The organism is Actinoallomurus sp. NPDC052308, assembly GCF_040679195.1.
GTDB classification, from domain to species: domain Bacteria; phylum Actinomycetota; class Actinomycetes; order Streptosporangiales; family Streptosporangiaceae; genus Actinoallomurus; species Actinoallomurus liliacearum.
In genome coordinates, this window is the sequence record NZ_JBFAUM010000003.1 from 684,443 (window position 1) to 708,053 (window position 23,611).

Consider the following 23,611-nt stretch of genomic DNA (forward strand, 5'->3'; position numbering starts at 1 on the left):
GCCCGTCACACCGCGGATCGCCGTAGTGATGCGAGGTCCGTCATACCGCGGATCGCCGTAGCAGGGGCGGAGATGCGGGAAACAGGGCGGAATACGCAGGTTGCATGACCCGGGCTTGTGACCCGCTCGATACCCTTGGGTCTCGTGGACCTCCTCGAATCCTGGCGTGACCTTCCGGCCGCCCAGCAGCCCGACTGGCCCGACCCCGCCCGGCTCCAAGACGTCGCGGCGCAGCTGTCCAAGCTGCCGCCGCTGGTGTTCGCCGGCGAGTGCGACCAGCTCAAGGGGCATCTCGCCGCGGTGGCACGCGGTGAGGCCTTCGTCCTGCAGGGCGGCGACTGCGCCGAGACGTTCTCCGGCGCGACCGCCGACGACGTGCGCAACAAGCTGAAGACCCTGCTGCAGATGGCCGTCGTCCTGACCTATGCCGCGAGCGTCCCGGTCGTCAAGATCGGCCGGATGGCGGGCCAGTTCGCCAAGCCCCGGTCCAAGCCGGTCGAGGTGCGCGACGGCGTCGAGCTGCCCGCCTACCGGGGCGACATCGTCAACGGGTTCGACTTCACGCCGGAGAGCCGCGTGCCGGACCCGGAGCGGCTGCTGCGCGCCTACCACGCCGCCGCGGTCACGCTGAACCTCACCCGCGCCTTCACCCAGGGCGGCTACGCCGACCTGCGCCAGGTGCACGCCTGGAACCACGACTTCGTCGCCGAGAGCCCCGCGGGCCGGCGCTACGAGCGACTGGCCGGCGAGATCGACCGGGCGCTGGCGTTCATGCACGCCGCCGGGGCGGACCCCGAGGAGTTCCACCGGGTCGAGGTCTATTCCAGCCACGAGGCGCTGCTCCTGGACTACGAACGCGCCCTGACCCGCATCGACTCGCGGTCCGGCCTGCCGTACGACGTCTCCGCCCACTTCCTGTGGATCGGCGAGCGCACCCGGCAGCTCGACGGCGCGCACGTGGAGTTCATGCGGCACATCCGCAACCCCATCGGGGTGAAGCTCGGCCCGACCACGACCGCCGAGGACGCCCTCGCGCTCATCGAGCGGCTGGACCCCGACCGTGAGCCCGGCCGCCTCACCTTCGTCACCCGCATGGGCGCCAAGCGGATCCGCGAGCACCTTCCCGCCCTGGTGGAGAAGGTCACCGCGAGCGGCGCCCAGGTCGCCTGGATCTGCGACCCCATGCACGGCAACACCTTCGAGTCGGAGAGCGGGTACAAGACCCGCCGGTTCGACGACGTGCTCGACGAGGTCGCCGGCTTCTTCGAGGTGCACCGGGCGCTCGGGACCCACCCGGGCGGCGTGCACCTCGAGTTCACCGGCGACGACGTCACCGAGTGCGTCGGCGGCGGCCACGACATCGTCGACGACGACCTGCACCAGCGGTACGAGACGGCCTGCGACCCCCGCCTCAACCGCGGCCAGGCCCTCGACCTGGCGTTCATGGTCGCGGAGATGTACCGCGTTGGGAAGTGAGCCCCGGTCCGCGTGGTCGCCTCAGACCACGCGGACCGCGCCGGCGAAGGGCCGGGTCGACAGGTCGGCGACCCGGACGTGGTCGCCGGTGTGCGGCGCGTGGATGAACTTCCCGTCGCCGATGTACATCCCCATGTGGTGGATGTCGGAGTAGAAGAAGACCAGGTCTCCCGGCTCCAGCTGGTCCCGGGAGACGTGGACGCCGGCGTTCCACTGGTCGCCGCCGTAGTGCGGCAGGTTGACGCCGACCTGCCGGTAGGCCCACATGGTCAGGCCCGAGCAGTCGAACCCCTGGCCGGGCGTCGCGCCGCCCCAGACGTAGGGGACGCCGAGCTGGGTCAGTGCGGCGCGTACGGCGCCGACCGCCCTGCCGGGGCCGCCGGGGATGGCGGGCACCTTCTCGCCCTTGCCGGCGCGCTCGACGGCGTCCTGCAGGAGCGGCTTGCGGACCTTCTCCAGCGCGGTGCGGATGGTGGCGCGCTGCCCGGCGAGCCGGTTCCTGAGGAGGGCCGCCTGCGCGGCGCGGTCGCGGGCGTCCTGGCCGGTCCACTGGGCGTTCTGGATGGCCTGCGTGAGCTGCCGGATCTCGCCGTCGTCCTGCTGGGTGAAGTAGTGCAGGGTGGTGGCCCGGTCCAGCAGCGCGCGCGGGTTCGAGGACGCGAGGAGCGCGGGCGCGTCGTCGTGCGTGCCGTTCATGTAACGGATGGCGGCGAACCGGCCGACCTTGCGCTGCATGGCCTTCAGCGCCTCGGCGGCGCGGGCCGAGGTCTGACCGGCGATGACGGCCGCGCGCTGGGCCTGCTCCAGGCGCACCTTGAGGCCGTTGTACTGCTCGGTGAGCTGCTCGAGCCGGTCGCTCAACTGGCCGGCCTGCTGCCGGAGCGCGTCGATGCGCGGGCCTGGCCGGGCCGCGTCGGCCGGCGCGGCCGACGCGGGCGGCGTGAGTCCGGCGATGACGAGGGCGAAGGTCGCGACCGCCGTACGGCGGGCCGTTCCCTTCCCGGGATGAAGAGGGTCGTGCGTGTCCGCGGTGCGGAATCGATCCATCCAGGTGCTCCTCTCCTCAGGCCGCCTACCGGGTTAGCTGACGGGTTCGGACGAGAAGGAGCCCTACCGCGAGCCGTCGGCGACGGACGCGGATTCACCCCGATGCGCAGGCGAGGAGACGCCCCCTGCCTCCGCGAATGGGTCCCCGGTTCCCCGGCGCGCCACGGCGCGACGGGCGATTCGGCGGTCCGGCCGTCTCTCGGCCGGTGACGACTCGCTGGAGATTAACGGATGGTGACGGAGCGTCCAACGAGAACATGCGGAGATGGCCCGGGGGATCCCAGGATGGTCACTCCGGGTGATGGGCGGCTGGTCCTTTGCGCCTAGACACCGCGATCCCCGCCCGCCTCCGGAAGGGGAGCGGACGGGGACCGTACGGACGATGCCGCGCGCGGCGCGGCTCGGGCGAGCGAGGCTCAGGACAGGACGGACTCCGACTCCGACTCCGACTCCGTCTCGGACTCGATCGAGCCGTTCTGCGACACCGCGGCGTGCAGGGTGTTCCAGAACGCCAGCTCGACGTCCTCCTCCAGCTCCGAGATCTTGCCCCAGAACTCCTGGTCCTCGGCCTTCGCGGCGGCCTCGGCGGACAGGACCGGCATGAGCTGGGTGCTGGCGTCGGCCGCCTCCAGGTCGGCCACGCTGACCTCGGCGGGCAGCTCGACCGGCGTGCGGTGGTGCTTGCCGCGCTTGCGGACCCGGACGTTCGGCGCCGAGACGGGCACCTTGACCTTCGACTTGCCGACGGCCAGGGCCACGGTCCCGAACAGCACGACGGCGAGCAGCCCGGTCAGGGCGGCCTGCTGGTCCGGCAGGGGGGACGATGGGGCGGCCGGGTCGTGGGCCGCGGTGGTGTGCGCGTCGACCTGCGCCTGGACGTCCTTGCCGATCTCCTTGACGGCGGGCGGCGGCGCGGCGTGCTTCGGGGCGTAGTTCTGGTCGGTCTGGGCCGTCTGCTCGACGGCCGGCGCCGCCTTCACCTTCACCTTGGAGGGATAGCCGAACCCGACCACCTGGCTGATGTCCCGGGTGGCGCGCATCAGCGCGTTGTTGTGGTTGGCCTCGATGGTGTGCAGCGTGTGGCCATCGACCCGCTCCACGATGCCGACGTGCTCGATGTCGCCGATGCTCTTGCCGCCCGACCACGAGAAGAACACGATCGCGCCGGGCTCGGCCTTGTGGCCCCAGGCGCCCTGCTTCTTGAACCACTTGGCATGGTCGGGGGTATAGGCGAACTGGCCGGTCCAGTCCTCGACGCCGGCCTTGTCGGCCGCCCACGCGAGGAACATGTCGCACCAGGCCGACGTCTTGTAGACGGGGTCCTTGTCAACATGCTTGCTGTACCAGTCGCCGAATTTGGTGTAACCGCTGGCTTTCTCGTGATAGCCGAGCTGGCCCTTGGCGACCTCTAGCAGTTTCTGACCTACTGAATCCATTCGCTCCCCTTTTACCGCCTACCGGGTTAGCTGACGGGTTCGGGCCAGAGGTAGCCCTACCGTGCGTGACGGATTCACCCCGAGGGACTGATGGGTCCCCGGCTCCCACGACGCTGGTTGCGTCGCCGGGACTCGGCGGTCGGTCTGCAACCCCCTGGTTGGAGGTTGGTCACAGCCCGATCTCGGCGCAATCTAGCCGAACTCTCGCAACAACGGCAACGCGTTCGGAAACGAAAGTCTGGCATCGCTCGCTCACCGAGCGTAGCCGGGCGTGGGTGCGTCCAGCCGGGTAACGTCCGAAAAGGCACTCTCACGTGCGGCGAAGCCGGAAAGGGGGGACGGGCGGGAAAGGCGAGTGTCGCGCCCGCCACCAGGAAAAAGTGACGAACACGGCACTCGGGTCGGGCTCTCCTCAGCCGAGGTCCGGGCGGCGGCGCGTCGACGCCGCGACCGCCCGTCCGAAAACCGCCCTTATGCGGCTCAGCGCACCTCGGGGCGCAGGATGTCGATGCCGCGATCGTTGTCCGCGACGTACAGGTATCCCGCGTGCCAGTACGGCGCCCACGACATCGCGTCGGCCGGCCGGTAATAGGCCACCTGCTTCGGACGGGCCGGGTCGCGCACGTCGAGGAGACGGGTCCCCTGCGTGTAGAAGGACTGCGCCAGGAGGCCGTGGTGGACGTCGAAGTAGTGGGCCGAGCAGTCGCCGGTGTCCGTCCGGCTGCCCTCCTGGCCCGCCACGCTCCACGTCCCGACCGTCCGCAGGCGGAACGGCTCCTCCGGCGTCGAGCGCCAGCCCTCCCCGTCGTACGAACCGCGCAGTGAGGCGATCACCAGCCGGCCGTCGTCGGCGCAGCCGGGGTTGAACGCCTCCTCGGTGATGTAGACGAGGTCGCCGTGGCCCGGCGCCTCATCGGCGGTGGAGCCGACCGGCCGGAAGGAGTTGTGCATGAACCTCGACGGCGCGGCGGTCTCGCTGACACCGCCGCCCGCGTACGGCACCGGGTCCCAGGCGCGCGCCACGCGCGTCGTGCGCCGGACGGGGTCCCAGTGGCGCCCCCGGGTCCAGTAGCCGCGCACGCCGCCGGCGCCGGACGCCCACGTCACCCCCGTCGCGTCGACCTGGATGTCGTGGACGTAGTCGGTCTTCCCGTCGTCGCGGCCGAGCTCGATCGGCTGCGGGAACGTCCGCGGATGGCGGGGGTCCGCTACGTCGGTCACCCAGACCGGGCGGCCGCCCCAGTCGGCGGGCATCCAGTCGGCCCTGGCGGGGCCGCCCGTCCACAGGTAACGGCAGTCGTCGACGCAGCTCGTCGTGTGCCCGGCGGGGACCTTCTCGTACGCCTGCTGCACCGGCTTCGCGGGGTCGGCGAGGCTCACGATGTAGATCCCGGACTCGCCGGTGTGCGTGTTGCCGCCGAAGGCGCGCGGGTCGCGGGCCATGAAGACCAGCTTCCGCCGCGGGTCGGCCTCGGTGTCCTCCGTCTCCCACATGCCCGGCATGGACAGCGCGCCGAGGGCCTTCGGCGCGGCCGGGTCGGTCACGTCGTACGTCTTCAGCCCGAAGGTCCCGGAGACGTACATCACCGTGCGGTGCCCGTACGTCAGGAAGCCGAGGGAGATCGCGCCCTTGGCGTCGGGAAGAGTGGCCGCGAGGCGCACTCCCTTGACGGCGGCGGAGGGCGGCAGCGGGACGGAGCGGATCCGGTGGGCGACGACGTCCTGCTGGACGGCGGGCTCGCTCGTCCGGGTCTCGTCGTCGCCGCCGGGTGGGCAGGCGGGGGCGGGGCCGGCCATCGTGACGACGGCGGTGGCCGCGGCCAGGACGGACAGGGACAGGGTGCGCGGGGTCGTCACATACCTCCTCGGGGGCGGTCTGCGACGCCGCAGGCCGCGAACGGCCTGCGGCGCCGTGGCACGCCCGTCCATCCTCGCCGGACGGCCGCTCCCGGCCCTGTTCCGCCGCGTCCTCGTTCATCACGTCCTTAACCAATCCTGAAGCGGGCCTTAAGCACCTGCCACGGCGGTTCCCCGGCCGCTTCGCTGAACGCCGGACGCGGTCTCAGGACAGGAGAGGGAACTCGTGCACAGCAGAATGATCGGCAGAAGGTCGTTCCTCGCGTCGACCGCCGCTCTCGGCGCACTCGCGTTCGGCGGCGGAACGACGGGATGCGCGCCGTCGTCGCGGGCCCGGAGCACGGCGGCGACCACGGGCGGCCTGCCGCTGACCGCGGTGAACCGGACCGGCAGGTACGCCGACGCGTCGATCCATATGTACGTCGTCGGGGTGGACCCGGCGACCGGCGCCCAGGGGCGCGTGACGGCGGACGGCGCGTTCGTCCCGTGCGCGGCGTCGGACAACGGGCCCGGCGGGTTCACCGACTACGCCATCCCGTTCCGGGACTCCGGCGAAGCGACCGTCGTCCTGCCGAAGATGTCGGGCCGGGTCTACTTCTCGATCGGCGACCGGCTGCGGCTGAAGGTCGTCACCGACGGGAACGGCAGGCCGGCCCTGCAGTATCCGGCCGGCTGGGTCGGCGCGGACCCGAACTACCGGATCCTCCACGACTGGATCGAGTTCACCCACAACGACGCCGGCATGTTCTGCAACACGACGATGGTCGACATGTTCAGCGTCCCGCTCGCCATCCGGCTCGCGGGCGCCCGTACCCGGACCACCGGCACCCTCGTCGACGGGGGCAGGGACCGGATCTTCGCCGCGGTGGCCGCGCGCCCGGAGTTCGCCCGGCTGGTCGTCGGGGACCGGCTGCGGGTCATCGCGCCCGGGCACGGCGTCGAGGCCGGTCTCTTCCCGGCGGACTACTACGACTCCTACATCGACGCGGTCTGGAACGAGTACCGGCGCACGCCGCTGACGGTCCGCACGGACGCCGGCACGTACACCGGGACGGTCACCGGGGAGCGGCTGTCCTTCACCGGCGGGGCCCGGACCCCCGCGTCCATCGCCCGGCCGTCGACCCGTGACGTGCTGTTCTGCGACGGCGCGCTCGCGGCGCCGAACGACGGCGTCACCGGGCCGGTCGCCGCGATCCTCGGCGCCGCCTTCAACCGGTCGACCCTGCTCTCGGAGCCGCGCCAGCCGGCCGCGGACCCGGCCCGGTACTACCGGGTGCCGGTGACCAACCACTACGCGCGGGCGATGCACCAGGCGAGCGCGGACGGCGCCGCGTACGGCTTCGCCTTCGACGACGTGGCCGGCCACGCCTCCTACATTCAGGACGAGGCGCCGACGTCCGTGACGGTGACCCTCACGCCGTTCTGAGTCGGCACCCACATGGCCGGAACCGGTCACTGTGGGATTCAGGGGGCGAAACGCCGCCCGTGCCCCCACATCGGATCCCGGCCGGTCGCGGGCGGCGGTCCGCCCGTCACCGTACGTTCCGTGTCGGCGCAGGTCGGATGCCGTGTCCCCGCGCCCGGCCGCCACCGGTCGCGGCGGGCTCCGCCGTCCGGGAGCCGCCGCGGCGGTCCGGCCCCGCGTCAGCGCCGCCCGTCCCGTCCGGCCGGACGGGACGGCGGATCCCCTGGTTCGGGGATCAGCGGCCGTTCGTCTTCCTGTTTGAATCAGGGACCGGGGAGATGGAGGGTGCCGGTGACGGAGGAGGCCGCGGTCATGAGGAAGACGACGTCCGGGCGGGTGGGCCGGTGACCGCGAGAGCCTCCGGCGCAGGAGGTACGCCCTCGGTCCCGGGACGGCCGGCGACGGGGTGTCGCGCGGGACGGTGGGGCCGATGACCGCCGGGGGAGCCCCCGGCACGGACGCCGCGCCCTCGGTCCCGGGCGAACCGGCGCCCCGGCGGTACGCCGGGCGGGTCGGCCTGGTGACCGGGGGAGCCTCGGGTATCGGCGCCGCGACCGCGGTCCGCCTCGCGGCCGAGGGCGCCGCCGTGCTGATCGTCGACGTGTCCGCCGAGGGGGAGGCCGTCGCGGCGCGCGTCCGGGAGGCCGGGGGCCGGGCCAGGTACCTGGCCGGGGACGTCAGCCGGGAGGACACCTGGGACCGCGCCGCCCGCGTGGCGGAGGAGGCGTTCGGCCCCGTCGACGTCCTCGTCAGCAACGCGTACGTCGTGGACGTCGCACCGGCCCACGAGCTGTCCCCGGAGTCCTGGCGCCGCCAGATCGACGTGTGCCTGACGGCGGCGTTCCTGGGCGCGCGGCGGCTCCTGCCCGGCATCGCCGAACGCGCCGGCGCCATGGTGATCACCTCGTCGGTGCACGCCCTCGTCGGGCTGCCCGGTCACCCCGCGTACGCCGCCGCCAAGGGCGGGCTGGTCGCGCTGACCCGGCAGCTCGCCGTCGAGTACGGCCCCGCCGCGCGGGTCAACTGCGTGATCCCCGGCCCGATCATGACCGCGGCCTGGGAGCGGGTGGACGAGACCGACCGCGCGAAGAGCGTCCAGGCCACCGTCCTGCGGCGGTTCGGCGAGCCGGAGGAGGTGGCCGCGGCGATCACCTACCTCGCGTCGCCGGACGCCTCCTTCGTGACCGGCGCCGCCCTCACCGTGGACGGCGGCTGGAGCATCGCGCGGGACTCCGCGTGAGGGGCCGTGCCGGCGAACGGGACGGTGGGTGACCCGTGGCGTTCTACGGTGGCCGCGGGCTGCACGGTCAGACCGTGGAGGCCGTCGCCAACATGATCTTCGCCGGGGAGTTCCAGGAAGGCGACGGCATCGACGTCGCCGGCCTGCAGACGCGGCTCGGCGTGAGCTCCACGGCGCTGCGCGAGGCGCTGAAGGTGCTGACGGCCAAGGGCCTCATCCTCGCCCGGCCCAAACGCGGCACGTTCGTCCGGCCCCGGTCGGACTGGAACCTCCTGGACGGCGACGTCATCCGGTGGAAGTTCGCCGCCGGGCCGGACGACGCCTTCCTCCGCGACCTGCACGAGATCCGGTCCATCATCGAGCCGAGCGTCGCCGGGCTGGCCGCCTCCCGCCGCGACACCGTCCAGCTCATCGCCCTGGAGCGGGCGCTGCAGCGGATGGAACGGGCGCGCGGGGACACCGAGGTGACCGCCGCCGACGTCGAGTTCCACCGCGCGCTGCTCGTGGCCACCGGCAACGAACTGCTGATCCGGATGGACGTCATGATGGGCGCCGGCCTGGCCGGTCGCGACGCCCTGGTGCACGGAGTGGTCGGCGGCGCCGACGCGATCCCGAACCACCGGGCGGTCCTGGAGGCCGTGCGGGCCGGCGACGGCGACGCCGCCGAGGAGGCCATGCGGGCGCTGCTGCTGCGCGCCTGGCGGGATCTGCACCGCGTACGAGGCGAACACGGCGGGATTCGGGGCAGAGCACAGGAATGAAGATCGCCAAGATCGAGACGTTCCTCGTCCCGCCCCGATGGCTGTTCTGCCGTGTTGAGACCGACGACGGCCTCGTCGGATGGGGCGAGCCGGTCGTCGAGGGCCGCGCCGAGGTGGTGCGGACGGCCGTCGACGTGCTCGCCGAGTACCTCATCGGACGTGACCCGCTGCGGATCGAGGACCACTGGCAGGTCCTGACCAAGGGCGGGTTCTACCGGGGTGGCCCGGTGCTGTCGAGCGCGGTCGCCGGGCTGGACCAGGCGCTGTGGGACATCGCGGGCCGGTGTTACGGAGCGCCGGTGCACCGCCTGCTCGGCGGACCGGTGCGCGACCGGGTCCGCGTCTACGCCTGGGTGGGCGGCGACGAGCCCGCCCGGCTGCGGGACGCGCTCACCGAGCAGGTGGAGGCCGGATTCACCGCCGTGAAGATGAACGCCTCGGGCCTGCTGTCCAGCATGCCCACCGCGGCGGAGATCGGGCGGATCGTCGAACGCGCCGAGGTCGCGCGGGAGGTGCTCGGCCCTGCCCGCGACTTCGCCCTCGACGCGCACGGCCGGGCGACCGTGCCCGCGGCCCGCCGGATCCTCGCCGCCGTCGCGCCGTTCCACCCGATGTTCGTCGAGGAGCCCGTCGCCCCCGAGCACCTGTCCCGGCTCGGTGACCTGGTGAGCGGCACGACGGTGCCGGTCGCGCTCGGCGAACGGCTGTACTCCCGCTCCGACTTCCTGCCCGCCCTCCAGGCGGGGCTGTCGATCGCCCAGCCCGACCTCTCACACGCCGGCGGGATCTCCGAGACACGGCGCATCGCGGCGGTCGCCGAGGCGTACGACGTGCAACTCGCGCCGCACTGCCCGCTGGGCCCGATCGCGCTCGCCGCCAGCCTGCAGGTCGCGTTCGCGACGCCGAACTTCCTGATCCAGGAGCAGAGCGCCGGCATCCACTACAACACGGACGCGGACCTGCTCGACTACGTCCTGGACCGGGCGCCGTTCACCTTCGTCGACGGGTACGCCATACGGAACGACCTGCCCGGTCTCGGCGTCTCGGTGGACGAGCCGGCGGTACGCGAGGCCGACCGGCGACCGCACGCCTGGCGCAACCCCGTATGGCGCCACGACGACGGCTCCCTGGCCGAGTGGTGAGCGAGGCCATGGCACCCCGGACCGAGCGAGGCCGTGGCACCCTGGACGACGTGACAGGGCAGGGCATGACGGCGCACGGACCCATCGACCGGACGACCGACCGAGCCGACCGGATGACGGACCGGACAGGGGACCGGTCCGGTCGGGCGCTCGGCCGGACCGACCCCCTCTCGGAGCGCAGGACATGAGCATGACGCGGCGGCGGGCCGCGGCGGGGGGCCGCCGGCCCACCGGCCGTCAGGATGACATCGCCCGCACACTCGAGGTCGTCACCATCGGCGAGGCCATGGCCGCCCTGCGCGGCGACGGCCCGCTCCGGCTGGGCGGCCCGCTCACCCTCTCGATGGCCGGCGCCGAGGCGAACGTCGCGATCGGACTCGCCCGCCTGGGCCACCGTGTCCGGTGGGCGGGTGTCGTGGGCGCCGACGAACTCGGCGAGCTGGTGCAGCGCACCCTGCGGGCCGAGGGCGTCGACGTGGGAACGGTACGGCAGGACCCGACCGCGCCGACCGGCCTGCTCCTGCAGGAGCATCGGGTGGCTCACGTCACGCGCGTGCACTACTACCGATCCGGTTCCGCCGGATCGGCCCTGCGCGCCGACGACGCCGACGCCGCGCTGCCCGCCGCCGAACCGGCCCGGTTCCTGCACGTCACCGGCATCACCCCCGCCCTCGGCCCCGATCCGCGCCTCGCGGTCGAACGCGCCGTGCGCCGCGCCCGCGAGGCCGGCACCCGGATCTGCCTGGACGTGAACTACCGATCCCGGCTGTGGTCGCCCGATTTGGCGGCCCGGGTGCTCGGCGAGCTCCTGCCCTGCGTCGACATCCTGATCGCCTCGGAGGACGAGCTTCCGCTCGTCGCGGGCGGGGAGACCGGCGAGGAGCGTGCGGCCGGCCAGCTCCTCGACACCGGGATCGGCGAGGTCGTCGTCAAGCACGGTGGCGCGGGGGCGCGGGTCTGGTCGGCCGCCGGCGCCGTACGGATGCCCGCGCGCACCGTCCCGGTGACCGGGACCGTCGGCGCCGGTGACGCCTTCACGGCCGGCTACCTGTCCGCCGCCCTCGACGACCTGCCGATCGAGGACCGGCTCGACCGTGCCGTCACCGTCGGAGCCTTCGCGGTGGCCGCCGCCGGGGACTGGGAGGGCCTGCCCACCCGCGCCGAACTGGCGCTGCTGTCCGCGCCCGACGGCGGCACCATCCGCTGACGGCGCGCGCCCTTTCGTCAGGCTCGGGCGGCGGCGCGGACGGCGTCCTCGATCGGCGTGTCACCGCCGACGAGTTCGAGGGTCCGCCCGGCGGTGCCAGGGGTGTCGAGCAGCGCGGCGATCACCCGCGCCACGTCGGCGCGGGTCACCGTACCGCGCGGCACGGACTCCTCCAGCCGGACGCGGCCGGTCGCCGGGTCGTCGGTCAGGCCGCCCGGGCGCAGGACCGTCCAGTCCAGGTCGCGCCCGCGCAGGTCCTCCTCGGCGGCCGTCTTGGCCGCGATGTAGGCGGCCCAGACGTCGTCGCGGCCGGGCTCCGGCGGCCTGCCCGCGCCCATCGAGGAGATCTGCACGAACCTGCGGACCCCGGCCCGCTCGGCCGCGTCGGCCAGCAGCACCGACGCGGCGCGGTCGACGCTGTCCTTGCGGGCGGCACCGCTGCCCGGTCCCGCGCCCGCCGCGAACACGACCGCGTCCGCCCGGTCCAGGTGGACCGCGACGTCCTCCAGGCTCGCGGACTCCAGGTCGCAGACGACCGGGGCGGCGCCGGTGGCCGCGACGTCGGCGGCGTGGTCCGGGTTGCGGAACAGGCCGACGACGCCGTCACCGCGTGCCGCCAGCAGCTCTTCGAGAAGGAGGGCGATCTTGCCGTGTCCTCCCGCGATCACGATTCTCATGCGCTTCCCAACGTGCCGACGCCCTGAAGATCTTCCCTCGGCCCGCCGGCCGGGCTCCTCACCCCATCTCCAGCACGATCTTCCCCCGGGTGTGGCCCTCGGCGCTCAGCCGCTGTGCCTCGGCCGCCTCGCCCAGCGGGAAGGTCTTCGCGACGGTGACGTTCAGCCGCCCGTCGTCGGCCAGGCCCGCGAGCGCGGCGAGGTCGGTCGGATCCGGCCGGACGAAGACGTACCGTCCCCCGCGGTCCCGGACGGACGGGTCGATGATCGACGCCCAGCGTCCCTTGTCGGTCAGCAGCCCCGGCGTGACGTCGATGGCCTCGCCGCCCACGAGGTCGAGGGCGGCGTTCACGCCGCCCGGTGCCAGGCGACGCACCTCGTCCGCGAGGCCCGGCCCGTACGCGACCGGTTCGGCGCCGAGCTCGCGCAGGTAGTCGTGGTTGTGCGGGCCGGCCGTGCCGATGACGCGGGCGCCCTTGGCGCGGGCGATCTGCACGGCGAACGAGCCGACGCCGCCGGCGGCCGCGTGGACGAGCACGGTGTCGTCGGGAGTGATGGCCAGGGCCTTCGTGAGCGCCTGGTAGGCGGTCAGCCCGGCCAGCGGGAGCCCGGCGGCCTCGGCCCAGGACAGTCTCTTCGGCTTGCGGCCCAGCGTGCGCAGCGGCGCCGAGACCAGTTCGGCGTACGTGCCGCGGCCGATGTGGTCCTCCCGGACGTACCCGATGACCTCGTCACCGGGGGAGAACTCGCTGACGGCCGGGCCGACCCGCTCGACCACGCCCGCCATGTCCCAGCCGGGAATGACGGGGAAGTCCGTGGTGAACAGACCGTCGAGGTTCCCCTCCCGGATCTTCCAGTCCACCGGGTTCACCCCGGCCGCCTTCACGCGTACCAGCACGAAGTCCGGTCCGACCTTCGGATCGGGCGCCTCGGTGAGTTCGAGTACGTCCGGGCCGCCGTAGCGGTGCATCGTTATCGCTTTCACACCACCAGCCTTACCAGCGTCCGCTCGCTAACACCTCGATCGGCGCCGGGCCGCGCCGGGAGCGGCCCCTTCCGGGGCGGCCCGGCGTGGAGCGCGTTGTCCTCAGCGGAACCGGGCGTAGCCGGCCAGCCCCAGCAGGAGGAGTGCCGTGGGGCCGAGCACGACGAGCGCGGTCAGCAGGACACCGCGGCCCAGTTGGTACGTGAGGGGAACGAGCCGTTCGGACCGGCCGGGGGCACGCCACGCGCCCCGCCCTTCCGCCGCGCCCGCCCCTGCCGCGCCCGATTCCGGCGCGATCGACCCCGGCGCGTCCGATTCCGCCGGGCCGCGGTCCGGCCCGTCGATCGGCAGTCCGACCGCCCAGCCGAACAGGTCGGCGAGCGCGGCCGACGGGGTGTCGAGGCCGGAGGCGAGGTAGCGGACGTGCCCGGCGGTGCGGTCGAGCGTGCGGATCGTGTTGCCGAGACCGACGCCCTCCAGCCAGCCGCGAACGTCCTCCTCGACGTCCCGGCCGACCGACGTCCGGCGCAGGACGTCGGCCTTGGTGACGACCACGGCGATGCGACGATGCCGGCCCTGGTCGGCGCGGGAGCGCAGGTCGGCCAGCAGCCGCTGCAGCGTGTCGGCGGGGTCCTCCTCGGACGTCGCGGTCGCCTCGACCAGCAGCCGTTCCTCACGGGACAGCGCCGGGCGCAGCTCGGGCAGGGCGAACGGGTCGATGACGAACAGCAGCGCCTCGCCGTGGTCGAGGTAGCGCAGCCGCTCGACCCGCGTCGCCCCGGTGTGCAGCTCACCGGCCGGGTCGAACAGGTAGAGGATCCGGTGGCCCGCGGGCAGCGTCACGTCCAGCATCGTCGCGGCGGGCAGTTCCGGCCCGGTCTTGGCCAGGCGTCCGCCGGCGTCGAGTTCGGCCAGGGCGTCGGCGTAGGCGCCCGCGTCGCGCGCCTCGACGAACTCCGCCCGCCCACCGGACGCGGCGGCGCCGGCGCGCAGCGCCCGTACCGCCAGGAACATCAGCGTGGTCTTGCCGGCGGCGGGCCCGCCGACGAACGGCAGCGGCTCGACCCGCGCCCGGCCGATCCGCCCGGGCAGTGGGCGTCCGCAGTGCGGGCAGTAGGCGCTGAGCCGGAACCGGCCGAGCAGGATCGTCGTGGGCAGCCGGGCGCCGCACCGGCAGACGTGCCGGAACGCGCCCAGCCGGTTCGGCACCAGCCGGAAGTGCCGCGCGTCGCAGTTCGGGCAGGCGTACGCGGGCAGCGCCAGCCGCTCGTAGCAGCCCGGATGGGGACAGGCGAGCAGGATCCGGCGGTAGGCCGTCCAGAGCCGCTCGACCGTCCCGAGCACCAGGACGCAGGCCGACCAGGCGACCAGGCCGGCGGCCGCCACCGACACGGTCACCACGGCGAAGGCCACGGCGGCGACGGCCAGCGGCAGGGCCGACAGCAGGATCCCGGCGCACAACCCGAGCCAGATCGGGAACACGGCGAGCCCCTGGGGAAGAGGCAGCATCCGCGCCGTCAGCGTGGTGACGGCCCCGCGCGCCTCCGCCAGGCACCAGGGGATCGTCCGGAGCGTCAGCGTCCGGACGTCCCGCCAGACCTGGTCGAGGAGGTACTGCGGGTACACCGGGTCCGGTGCGTCGGCCGCCGGCCGCGGCACGGCGGACGGCCCGTCCAGCCTGACGGCCGTCAGGGTCCGCCACGCGACGACGGCGAACCGGCCGATCCCCGCGCCGGTGGCCGCGACCAGGGCGACCGGTACGGCGACCGGGACGACGAACACGAACTCGACCCACACCAGGCCGGCCCAGAGGCAGAACAGCAATACGTAGACGACGGGCATCGCGTCACGCCCCCCGCCGCGCGCGCCGCCATGCCGCGGCCAGTCGCGGGTCGCGATCGGTGAGCGCCGACTCGACCTGCCGCCGGGCGAACCTCCCCAGCCCGTCCGCCCACGCCGCGAGGGCCGCGACGGTCACCCCGGCCTCCGTGAGGCGTGCCTCGACCTCCGCCAGGTCCGTGCGGCCGTGCCGGTCCAGGTCGGCGGCCGGCCAGGGTTCCGCCAGGTCGTCGCGTACGGCCTCGGGCGCCGCGACGAGCATCCGGGCCCGCGCCGCGGGCGAGCGGCCGGCGAAGACGCGGGAGACACCGGCCAGCGCGCGTTCGTGCAGCGGCTCGCCCCGCCGCAACGTGGTCAGGAACCCGGCGACGTCCTCCTCGGAGCCGACGCGCAGCGCCCGCTCGTAGGTCAGGACCATGCGCGCCGCGCCGGCCAGGGTCGGCAGCCGGTCATGGATCAGCCGGGCGAGCCGTACGCCCTCCTCGGCCTCCAGCGGCAGGCCGTCGAACACCCGGCGGGGCAGGGCGTGCAGGACGGCGAACCGCCGCATCGCCGGGCCCAGCCGTTCCACCAGCCACCGGCACTCCGGCACCGTCGGCGGCTCCGTCCACAGCACGCCGAGCAGGTCTTCGACGTCGGGCAGGCCGTGGGGCTCGAGCTCGACCAGCGCGGCGGTGGCCGTCAGGCGGTCGGCGCGCGCGGACAGGACCAGGCCTCCGGTGCGGGGGGCACGCGTCCAGTCCCGGTCCCCGAGCGCGGCACACGCCTCAGGCGTCAGCATCGCCCGCCGGACCACCGGGAGGCTCGCCTCCAGCCCGGCCACCACGCCGGAGACCATCGCCTCCCGCCAGAGCGGCGGAGTCGCCTCGACCGCCGCGGCCACGTCACCCGCGCCACGCCGCGCGCAGGCGGCCGCCGCCGCGACCAGATGGTCGGCGTCCACCGCGCCGCCGACCTGGACCGCGAGGTCGACGACCCCGGCGAGCGCCCGCAGGTCCGGCGCTCCGGTCATCGCCGCCCGGAAGTCCTCCGGCAGCCCGTCGCGCAGCCGTACCCCGGTCAGCCGTGGCCGTAGCGCCGGGTCGGCCAGGGCCAGCCGGACACAGCACTCGGCCGCCTCCGGCACCGCGTCCGCCAGCGCCGCCGCCAGCTCGAAGCCGACCGCGGGCAGCGCGGGCCGCAGCGACGGCCAGGTCCAGCCGGGCACCCCGCGGGCGCGGACCAGTCCGGCGGCCACCGCCTGCTCACCGGCGGAGACGGCCGTGTCCCCTCGGCACAACGCGAGCAGCGCCGCCGCGCCGTCGAGCGCGGACACCCCGCCGTCCCGGAGGTGCGGGGAGCCGCCCGCCGCGCCGTCGGGCGAGGGGACCTCTCCGTTCCGCGCGGGACGCGCGCCGCCCGCCGCCGCAGAGCCGGCCGAGGGGGCCTTCCCGTTCGGATGCGCGCCGCCCGTCGCCGCGCCGTCGGGCGGCACCTCCCCGTCCTGGAAGTGGCGCGGCGCGCCCGCCGTACCGCCGGGCGAGGAGGCCTCCCCGTCGGCGGAGCGCCGGGAGTCCCGCGCCGCCGCGTCCTCGAGCGCGCCGGGGCCCTGCGGTCCGTCGGCGATCAGCTCCCCGACCGCGTCGATGCCGTCCAGGTCACCGGTCCGCCAGCAGTCCGTGATCACCCGCGCGAACCGGCCCGGCCGCGCGCCGTCCGGGGCGAACGGTTCGTCGAGGCGGAAGCCGCCGTCCGGGCAGGCGGCCGGGACGGTGCCGACTATGACCTGCGGCGCGGCGTCCGGGTCGGCGGCGTATGTCGTGAACGAGAGCCGCGCCGCGAGGTCCGCGGGCAGCGAGTACGACGCCACCGCGATCCACCGGGCGACGACCTCGACGTCCTCGGCGACCAGGACCACCCGGCCGTGGCCCGCGTCCACCACCGTGGCGACGGCGTCGAGAAGCGCGGTGAGGCGGTCGTGCGCCCGCTCGCCGCCGAGCCGTCCGACGAGCGACTCTGGGTCGAACGCCGTGCCGGGCGTCAGGACGGCCGCCGCCGGATCGTCCGCCGGCACGGCGGCGTCCCACAGGGGAGAGTCCCAGAACTCGATCGGCCGCAGTCCCTCCATCTCCTCCGGGGTGGCCACGATCGCCTGTCCGAGGAAGTTGCCGTACCGGCCCGAGTAGTCGCGGCCGGTGTACCGGCAGCGGGCCAGCACGGCGTATTTGTCCGCGCGGCCGTAGGTCAGCGCGGTGGGGAAGCCCGCCAGCTCCTCGGGGCCCGGCGCGGACGGCGCCCCCGGCGGCGGCCGGTACGCCATGTACGAGGTGACCGCGCCGATGACGTCGGGCGGTGTGTCCGGGCTCATCTCGACGAACTGGAAGCCCGACCGGCCCGTCGGCCCGCGCTCGACCGAGGTGTAGTCCAGCCGCCAGATCATCCGCGGGCCCCGTCGAGCATCCCGAACCGGTACAGCAGCCACAGCAGCGGATCCTCGACGCGGTACGGACGGATGCCCCCCGTACCGACCGCGCCGTCGCGTGGCAGACCGCCCAGCGCGGAGACCCCGAACAGGCCGTACTCGGCGTACTCGTGCCCCAGGTAGCGGTCGAGCTCGCCGGCCTGCCAGTCGTACAGCAGCGCGCGGACCTGCTCCTGCACGGCCTCCCGGTCGTCCAGGTCGAGCGCGTCGGTCCGCTCGCGGTGGCGCTGCAGCGCCCCGTCGAGCGGCAACGCGTCGACCTTGGTGAGCGCCACGGCGGCGGGGACCGGCAGCCGCCTGCCGTGCGGGACGTCCCGGCCGGCGCGCAACAGCTCGGTGACCCGGGCGATGACGTTGACGGGGTCGCCGTCCGGGTCGCCGTCCCCGGTCTTCAGCTCCAGGGGGTCGATGAGGAAGATGATGGCGTCGGCCGCCGCGAGATAGCGCAGGTGCAGGTCGGTGACGTCCCGGCTGCGCAGGTCCTCACCCGCCGTGTCGAACAGCACCAGCGTCAGGGACATGTCCCGCTGCCGCAGCCGCCGGCGCCGGGTCCGGGTGAGGAGGTACACCAGCGGGTCGCGCGGCGTCGTCACCGCGCTGGCGGTCGCGGGCAGCAGCCGCCGCTCTCCGAACAGCGGCCGGTGGAAGTCGCGCTTGTAGCGCTCGATCGTCCGGTCGTCGCAGGCGACGAGCGAGGTGCCGAGTTCCGCGCCGATCCGGTGCGACAACTCGTGCAGCAGCACCGCGATGTAGGTGCTCTTCCCGGAGTTCTTCGCGCCGACGAGGGCCACGATCTTGCCCGGCGTCTCGCAGTACGCCGCGGGCAGCGGGTTGTGGCATTCCGGGCACGCGCGGCGGGCCGTGGTCTGCCCGCACTCGGGGCAGACCGCGCGGCGGGCCGGAGCCCGGCCGATCCGCAGTCGCGCCGGCGACTCCGGCGGGCCGAAGACCGGGGGCAGCGAGGCGGCCGCCGCGGAGCCGGTGTAAGCGGCGAGCCGCTCGTCGAGCCGCGGCGCGCAGCCGGGGCCGCGTCCAGGACCGCCCGCGCAACGGAACGCGATCCGTTCGCGCTCCACCCGCGCGAAGCAGTAGGGACAAGTGATCGACGGCATCAGCCCTCGCGTTCCGGTCGAGCGTCCCCCCGCCCGGAGGCCGTGCGGGAGCCGGGGCGGTCGTGTCCCACGTCGTATCCCATCCTCAGCCCACCTTCAGGTGGCGGACCGGGGGGTCACGCAGGTCGATTGTGTCGTCTTCGGCAAAGCAGCGCAGCCAGTACGGCCGGGCCAGGCGCGGCAGCGCGACCTCGAGGCGCGCGGGCACGTCGACGTCGTCCCAGGCCATCACCGTCCGGCCGTCGCCGGGCCGCTGCGGCATGGGGCCCGACCTGGTCACCAGGACCAGCCGCCGCAGGCGTACGGGGACGGCGGCGGACAGGGTGACGGTCAGCGGGCCGCGCAGGCGGGGGCGGCGCACCTCGTAGCCGACGGCGGTGCGGCCCGGCACCACGGTGGTCACGGGCGAGCCGGTGACCCGCCGTCCCCGCGCCGTCCCCGCCGCGGCGACCTCGATGGTGACCGTCTCGTCCGCGGGCGCCGGGAGGCGCACCCCGCCGTGGGCGTCGTACCCGGCACGGCCGACGGGCAGGCGGCGCGCGTCGCCGGTGCCCGACCACCAGGCGACCTCGACCTCGGTGACGTCCGGCGGCCAGTCGAACCCCAGGATGATCATCTCGCCGCGCCGCTGGGCGATCAGTTCGCGTGGAGGCGTCAGGCTCACGTGCTCGCGGTACGCGCCGACGGTGGCGAGGTCCCCGGCGACCGACACGGACAGCAGCACGCCCGGGCCCGTCTCGACCGTGAGGCCGCCCGGAGCGGGGACCGCGCGCAGCACCCGGCCCACCCGCCGAACGTCCTCCAGCGGCAGGGTCGTGCCGGCCGGCCAGGGCGGCGGCCCGTCCATCGCGACGAGCTCGACCTCGCCGTCGGCCGGCGGGTCGAAGGTGACGACGAGCCGCCCGGCGGGGTCGTGCTCGACGTCGAACCCGGTCACGGGGCCGGGCCGGGCGGCGGGCGTCGCGGCGGCGTGCACCCCGGCCGTCACGGTCTCCCCGCCGTCGGCGCCGAGGTACGCGGCGGCGATGCGGTAGTGGTAGGTCGTCCCGTTGCGTACGGTCTCGTCGCGGAAACCGGTGCGCGCCGCCGGGACGGGCGTGCCGTCCCGGGTCACGATGACGCGGATCGCCTCGGGCGGGCAGGACCAGCGGGCCGCGACCACGCCGTCCGCGGCGGTCACGGTGACGTCCGCCGGCTCGGGACGCACGAGGACCGGCCCGGCGACCGCGGGCGCCGACGCCGCCGAGCCGCGTACGGCGAACACCGCGTAGTAGACGGGCGCGTTGAGGGGAGGCGCGGGGTCACGGGCGTGCGCCGCCTCCGCCGCGAGCCGCTCCCCGTCACCGGGGTGCCGGGGGACCCGCCCGAGGCAGCGCAGCACCACGTACCCGATCTCACCGACGCGGGACGGTGACGGCGACCAGGACAGCGCGACGGCGGCGCCGTCGACGGCCGCCTCGAGCCGTCCGGGCGCCCGGGGCGGCAGCCCGGCCTGCAGCTCGGCGGCGCCGGGCAGGTCGCCGACCAGCCGCAGCGCGTCGGCGAGCCGCAGCCACGCCCCGTCGGGGTCGGACAGCAGGAGGGACGCCGCCTCCTGGCGTAGCGCCGTCGCCGCGGCCACCCGCCGCCGTGCCTCGTCCGCGAGGACCCGCGCGTCGTCCGCCAGGGCCCGCCCGCCGCCGGCCGGCTCGCCGGCGAGCTCGGCCAGTTCGGCGGCCGCCTGCACCTCGCCGGCGTCGATGAGGTCGCGCAGCCGCGCGGCCAGGCCGCCCGCCGGGGCGGTCTCCCGCCGGACCGCGAAGACCAGGCGGCGCGCGTCGTCGCGGTCCACTCCGAGCTCGTCGGCGGCGTACCGCAGCAGCGCGCCCTCCGAGGCCCGCTGCTGGTGCCGTTCGCGCAGCCGCGCCACGACGTCGTACCGCACCAGCTCCGCCAGTCGGGCGCCGACCTGACGCACCGCGACCAGGACCGTGTCGGCGTTGGTGCGGTTCCCGTCGTGCGGCCGCCGGCTCCACTGCTCACCGACCCGCTGTGCCGCGGGCCGCAGGTCGGGGGTTCCTCCGAGGACCCGGCCGGCGTGCGGCTCGCCGGTCAGGAACTCGCGAAGGTGCCGCAGGCCGAGGGCGTCCAGCGCGTCACGGGCCCGCGCGTACCCGGCGTAGGGCGGTGCGGCCGGCAGCGGGTCCGGCTCCCGGATCTCGATGCCGGCGGCGCGGGCGACGTCCGCGGCCTCGCCGCCGATCTCCCGCAGGTCGGCGGGCGACAGCATGCGCAGGTCCCCGGCGGCGTCCAGCAGCCGGTCCCGCAGCTCGGCACGGCGGCGTCCGGCCCGGTCGCCCGCGGCGGCGATCTCGGCGCGCAGCGGTGCCAGGTCGCCCGCCGCCGCCCGCTCGAACAGCGGCGCGAGCCTCAGATGCTCGCCTTCGAGGCGGTCGACCAGCCGGCGGAACCGCAGCTGGCCCCGTGCCTTGCGCCAGCAGGTGCGCACGCGTTTGACCCGGTCGGCCACCTCGCGGGCGACCAGCGGATCCGGCAGGGCGTACCGCAGGCGCAGGTCGTCGGGCGGCTGGTCCCCGGCCGCCCGGGCGGGCTCCAGCACCTCCCGGACATAGCGCCGTTCGTCAAAGACCACTAGTCGACGCGTATGTGGGCCAGGTCGGTGCGCGACTGGTGCACCTCTTCGTCGGACATGCCGCCGACCCGTACCTCGAGCGTGAGCTCCTCGGTGGTCTCCTTCTCCACGGCCGTGACGTGCAGCAGCCCGGAGGTGTCGAGGGCGAACGTCACCTCGATGGGCCAGCCGGCGGGTTTGCCGGGCGGGATCTTCAGCTCGCCGTCGGCGATGGGCGTGTTGTGGGCGACCTCGGTCGACTCCGTGCTGCCCGCCTGCTCGACCACGATGATCTTGACGATCGTCTGGTCCTCCTCGACGGTGCCGAACTCGCGGGTCTTGCCGCGGGGAAGTGCGTCGTTGGCGTGCACGAGGTGGACGACGTGCTCCTGCTCGGTGTCCGGGTCCAGCGCGATGATGCCGAACGCGCGGGAGGCCACGGTCGTGATCTGCCGGGCCGCCATTCGCTCCTGCTCGGTCTCGGACAGGCCGGCCCGGGTCGCCAGGTCGAGGGCCTGGTCCGTCTCGCCCTTGGCCAGGAGCTGACGGTAGGTCTCCTCGAAGGCGTACAGCGCGGCGCCCTTGGCGACCGCCAGGTCGGGGTCCTGCAGGCGGGGGCTGAGGGCCAGCTCGCCGGCCAGTCGCCGCTGCACGGCGGGCATCTTCGTGGAGCCGCCGACGAGCACCAGGTCGTCGTAGTCGGACACGCCCTTGCCCGCCGCAGTGGCGAGCGTGCGGCCGGTGATCTCGATGGTGCGGTCGAGCAGGTCCTTGGTGATCTCCTCGAACTTGTCGCGGGTCAGCTCGACCGTCGCGACCCGGCCCTCGTGCATGACGCGGACGACGTGCCGGGTGCGCAGCGACAGGGCCTTCTTGGCCTCCTCCGCGTCGTGCCGCAGTTGCTGCTCGGTGTGCTTGTCGTCGAGGGGGTCGCCGACGTCGGGGTGCTCCTCGGCGAACCGTCCGGCGAGGTACTCGACGACCCTGGCGTCCCAGTCGGCGCCGCCCAGCTCGTGGTCGCCGTCGGTGCAGACCACGGAGATGTCGCCGCCGCGCAGGGTGATGACCGTGGTGTCGAAGGTGCCGCCGCCGAGGTCGTACACCAGGATCGTGCGGTCCGCGGACCCGCCGTCGGCGTCCAGACCGTCGGCGGCCGTCGAGGGGTTGAGCACGCCGTACGTGATGGCGGCGGCGATCGGCTCGGAGATGATGTCGATGACGTTCAGGCCGGCGATGCGGCCGGCCTTGCGGGTGGCGTCCCGCTCGGCGGCGCCGAAGTAGGCCGGCACCGTGATGACGACGTCGCGGACCTCCTCGCCGGTGGTCGACGTCGCGTCGGCCACCAGCTTGCGCAGGACGAACGCGGAGATCTCCTCGGGGGAGTAGTCCCGCTCGTGCAGCTCGCGCGGCACCTCGTGGCCCATGTCCCGCTTGATCAGGCTGACCACCAGGTCGGGGAACAGCACCGCGGTGTCCTTCGCCGGCGCGCCGACGACGACGTTGTCGGCCGACTCGAAGTAGACGACCGACGGCGTCGTGTCGGTGCCCTCCATGTTGCGCAGCACGGCCGGGCGGCCGACGTCGTCGATGCGCGCGATGCACGAGTGGGTCGTGCCCAGGTCGATACCGTAGACAGCCATCTCAATCTCCTCCGACGGGTTCGGCCGCCACCCGGGCGACGATCACCTCGGCACGTCGTGCGATCCGGTCACCTCGGACGAAGCCGGCCCGCTGCACCCTGGCGACGGTGCCGTCGAGCTCCGCGTCGTCCACGTCCTGGACGCCCGCCGGACGGTGCCGCGCCGGGTCGAACGCCTCACCGGCCGTCACGGGCATCCGCTCGACGCCGGTGCGGGCGAGCACCTCGGCCAGCTCGTCGGCGATCGCCGCCAGCAGCACCGGCGTGTGGGCCGCGTCCACCGTCTCCCGCTCGGCCTCCCGCCGCACCAGGTCGTAGAGGCGGTACAGCGCCGCGCGCACCGGCTCGAACGCCGCCTGCAGCTCGCCGTGGCGCAGCCGCTGGTTGTCCTCGTACAGCCGGTCGATGACGCGCTCGCGGTGCGCCGCCCGCTCGTGCTCCCGGCCGACGGTCTCGGTCAGGCCGGCCAGCAGCGAGCGGATCTCGTCGAGCGACGCCGCGCCGGACGGCCCGGGGCCGCCGGGCGACCCGCCCCCGGCCGGCGGAGCGCCGGCCCCCTCGCCGGCGGGACCGCCGGGCACCCCGGCGGAGCGGCCGGCGGCGCCCGCCGGCGGGGGGGGGGCGGGGAGGCGGCGCACCGGGAGGGGCTGGCCGGG

General features: G+C 74.6%; 17 protein-coding genes and 2 riboswitches. Of the genes, 6 read left to right on the forward strand and 11 right to left on the reverse strand.

Annotated features, from left to right (window positions below; all coding sequences use genetic code 11):
- Positions 1 to 135: 135 nt before the first annotated feature.
- Positions 136 to 1,476: a class II 3-deoxy-7-phosphoheptulonate synthase gene (locus AB0L00_RS14525; RefSeq protein ID WP_364433173.1), complete on the forward strand. Its 1,341-nt coding sequence runs from the start codon at positions 136 to 138 to the stop codon at positions 1,474 to 1,476.
- 21 nt (positions 1,477 to 1,497) lie between these two features.
- On the opposite strand, the gene AB0L00_RS14530 is transcribed toward AB0L00_RS14525, so the two are convergent.
- The 3 genes from AB0L00_RS14530 to AB0L00_RS14540 form a co-directional block, all read right to left on the reverse strand.
- Positions 1,498 to 2,523 carry an NlpC/P60 family protein gene (locus AB0L00_RS14530; RefSeq protein WP_364433176.1) on the reverse strand — a complete coding sequence of 342 codons (1,026 nt, stop codon included), beginning with the start codon at positions 2,521 to 2,523 and terminating at the stop codon, positions 1,498 to 1,500.
- 5 nt (positions 2,524 to 2,528) lie between these two features.
- Positions 2,529 to 2,702, reverse strand: a riboswitch (cyclic di-AMP (ydaO/yuaA leader).
- A 237-nt stretch (positions 2,703 to 2,939) separates the two neighbouring features.
- Positions 2,940 to 3,959: a CHAP domain-containing protein gene (locus tag AB0L00_RS14535; RefSeq protein WP_364433179.1), complete on the reverse strand. Its 1,020-nt coding sequence runs from the start codon at positions 3,957 to 3,959 to the stop codon at positions 2,940 to 2,942.
- A riboswitch (cyclic di-AMP (ydaO/yuaA leader) is annotated at positions 3,960 to 4,107 on the reverse strand. It abuts the gene before it with no gap.
- 332 nt (positions 4,108 to 4,439) lie between these two features.
- Complete coding sequence (locus AB0L00_RS14540; protein WP_364433181.1) at positions 4,440 to 5,816, reverse strand: hypothetical protein; 1,377 nt, start codon at positions 5,814 to 5,816, stop codon at positions 4,440 to 4,442.
- Positions 5,817 to 6,054: 238 nt separating this feature from the next.
- Between AB0L00_RS14540 and AB0L00_RS14545 the strand changes: the two genes are divergently transcribed.
- From AB0L00_RS14545 to AB0L00_RS14565, 5 genes are all read left to right on the forward strand, one after another.
- Entirely contained in the window at positions 6,055 to 7,242 is a 1,188-nt protein-coding gene (locus tag AB0L00_RS14545) for a beta-1,3-glucanase family protein (RefSeq protein ID WP_364433260.1), read from the forward strand.
- A 469-nt stretch (positions 7,243 to 7,711) separates the two neighbouring features.
- A complete protein-coding gene (locus AB0L00_RS14550; RefSeq protein ID WP_345364659.1) occupies positions 7,712 to 8,521 on the forward strand; it encodes an SDR family NAD(P)-dependent oxidoreductase in 810 nt (269 codons plus the stop codon).
- Positions 8,522 to 8,556: 35 nt separating this feature from the next.
- Positions 8,557 to 9,282, forward strand: coding sequence for a FadR/GntR family transcriptional regulator (locus AB0L00_RS14555; RefSeq protein ID WP_364433185.1), 726 nt, complete (start codon positions 8,557 to 8,559; stop codon positions 9,280 to 9,282).
- Positions 9,279 to 10,424 carry a galactonate dehydratase gene (gene dgoD, locus AB0L00_RS14560; RefSeq protein WP_364433188.1) on the forward strand — a complete coding sequence of 382 codons (1,146 nt, stop codon included), beginning with the start codon at positions 9,279 to 9,281 and terminating at the stop codon, positions 10,422 to 10,424. Before AB0L00_RS14555 ends, dgoD begins: the two co-directional genes overlap by 4 nt.
- Positions 10,425 to 10,608: 184 nt before the next feature.
- A complete protein-coding gene (locus AB0L00_RS14565; RefSeq protein ID WP_364433191.1) occupies positions 10,609 to 11,631 on the forward strand; it encodes a sugar kinase in 1,023 nt (340 codons plus the stop codon).
- Positions 11,632 to 11,648: 17 nt separating this feature from the next.
- Here the strand turns inward: AB0L00_RS14565 and AB0L00_RS14570 are convergent, their stop codons facing one another.
- The 8 genes from AB0L00_RS14570 to grpE all read right to left on the reverse strand — a co-directional run.
- Positions 11,649 to 12,308: an NAD(P)H-binding protein gene (locus AB0L00_RS14570; RefSeq protein WP_364433194.1), complete on the reverse strand. Its 660-nt coding sequence runs from the start codon at positions 12,306 to 12,308 to the stop codon at positions 11,649 to 11,651.
- A gap of 58 nt (positions 12,309 to 12,366) precedes the next feature.
- Entirely contained in the window at positions 12,367 to 13,293 is a 927-nt protein-coding gene (locus AB0L00_RS14575) for an NADP-dependent oxidoreductase (protein WP_364433197.1), read from the reverse strand.
- 102 nt (positions 13,294 to 13,395) lie between these two features.
- Positions 13,396 to 15,135 carry a hypothetical protein gene (locus AB0L00_RS14580; protein ID WP_364433199.1) on the reverse strand — a complete coding sequence of 580 codons (1,740 nt, stop codon included), beginning with the start codon at positions 15,133 to 15,135 and terminating at the stop codon, positions 13,396 to 13,398.
- Between the two features lie 4 nt (positions 15,136 to 15,139).
- A complete protein-coding gene (locus AB0L00_RS14585) occupies positions 15,140 to 17,551 on the reverse strand; it encodes a hypothetical protein (protein ID WP_364433201.1) in 2,412 nt (803 codons plus the stop codon).
- Complete coding sequence (locus AB0L00_RS14590) at positions 17,548 to 18,705, reverse strand: GTPase (protein WP_364433203.1); 1,158 nt, start codon at positions 18,703 to 18,705, stop codon at positions 17,548 to 17,550. Before AB0L00_RS14590 ends, AB0L00_RS14585 begins: the two co-directional genes overlap by 4 nt.
- An 85-nt stretch (positions 18,706 to 18,790) precedes the next feature.
- On the reverse strand, positions 18,791 to 21,337 hold the full coding sequence (locus AB0L00_RS14595; RefSeq protein WP_364433206.1) for a hypothetical protein: 2,547 nt from the start codon (positions 21,335 to 21,337) through the stop codon (positions 18,791 to 18,793).
- Positions 21,337 to 22,956: an Hsp70 family protein gene (locus AB0L00_RS14600; RefSeq protein ID WP_364433208.1), complete on the reverse strand. Its 1,620-nt coding sequence runs from the start codon at positions 22,954 to 22,956 to the stop codon at positions 21,337 to 21,339. The genes AB0L00_RS14595 and AB0L00_RS14600 overlap by 1 nt, the downstream gene beginning before the upstream one ends.
- 1 nt (position 22,957) lies before the next feature.
- The coding region (gene grpE, locus AB0L00_RS14605; RefSeq protein ID WP_364433211.1) for a nucleotide exchange factor GrpE at positions 22,958 to 23,611 on the reverse strand (654 nt) is incomplete at its 5' end.

Coding starts and splice junctions, on each gene's coding strand:
- AB0L00_RS14600 (WP_364433208.1), bottom strand. CDS start 22,956: ATGGCTGTCTACGGTATCGACCTGGGCACGACCCACTCGTGCATCGCG.
- AB0L00_RS14585 (WP_364433201.1), bottom strand. CDS start 17,551: ATGATCTGGCGGCTGGACTACACCTCGGTCGAGCGCGGGCCGACGGGC.
- AB0L00_RS14565 (WP_364433191.1), top strand. CDS start 10,609: ATGAGCATGACGCGGCGGCGGGCCGCGGCGGGGGGCCGCCGGCCCACC.
- AB0L00_RS14550 (WP_345364659.1), top strand. CDS start 7,712: ATGACCGCCGGGGGAGCCCCCGGCACGGACGCCGCGCCCTCGGTCCCG.
- AB0L00_RS14570 (WP_364433194.1), bottom strand. CDS start 12,308: ATGAGAATCGTGATCGCGGGAGGACACGGCAAGATCGCCCTCCTTCTC.
- AB0L00_RS14545 (WP_364433260.1), top strand. CDS start 6,055: ATGATCGGCAGAAGGTCGTTCCTCGCGTCGACCGCCGCTCTCGGCGCA.
- AB0L00_RS14580 (WP_364433199.1), bottom strand. CDS start 15,135: ATGCCCGTCGTCTACGTATTGCTGTTCTGCCTCTGGGCCGGCCTGGTG.
- AB0L00_RS14530 (WP_364433176.1), bottom strand. CDS start 2,523: ATGGATCGATTCCGCACCGCGGACACGCACGACCCTCTTCATCCCGGG.
- AB0L00_RS14535 (WP_364433179.1), bottom strand. CDS start 3,959: ATGGATTCAGTAGGTCAGAAACTGCTAGAGGTCGCCAAGGGCCAGCTC.
- dgoD (WP_364433188.1), top strand. CDS start 9,279: ATGAAGATCGCCAAGATCGAGACGTTCCTCGTCCCGCCCCGATGGCTG.
- AB0L00_RS14590 (WP_364433203.1), bottom strand. CDS start 18,705: ATGCCGTCGATCACTTGTCCCTACTGCTTCGCGCGGGTGGAGCGCGAA.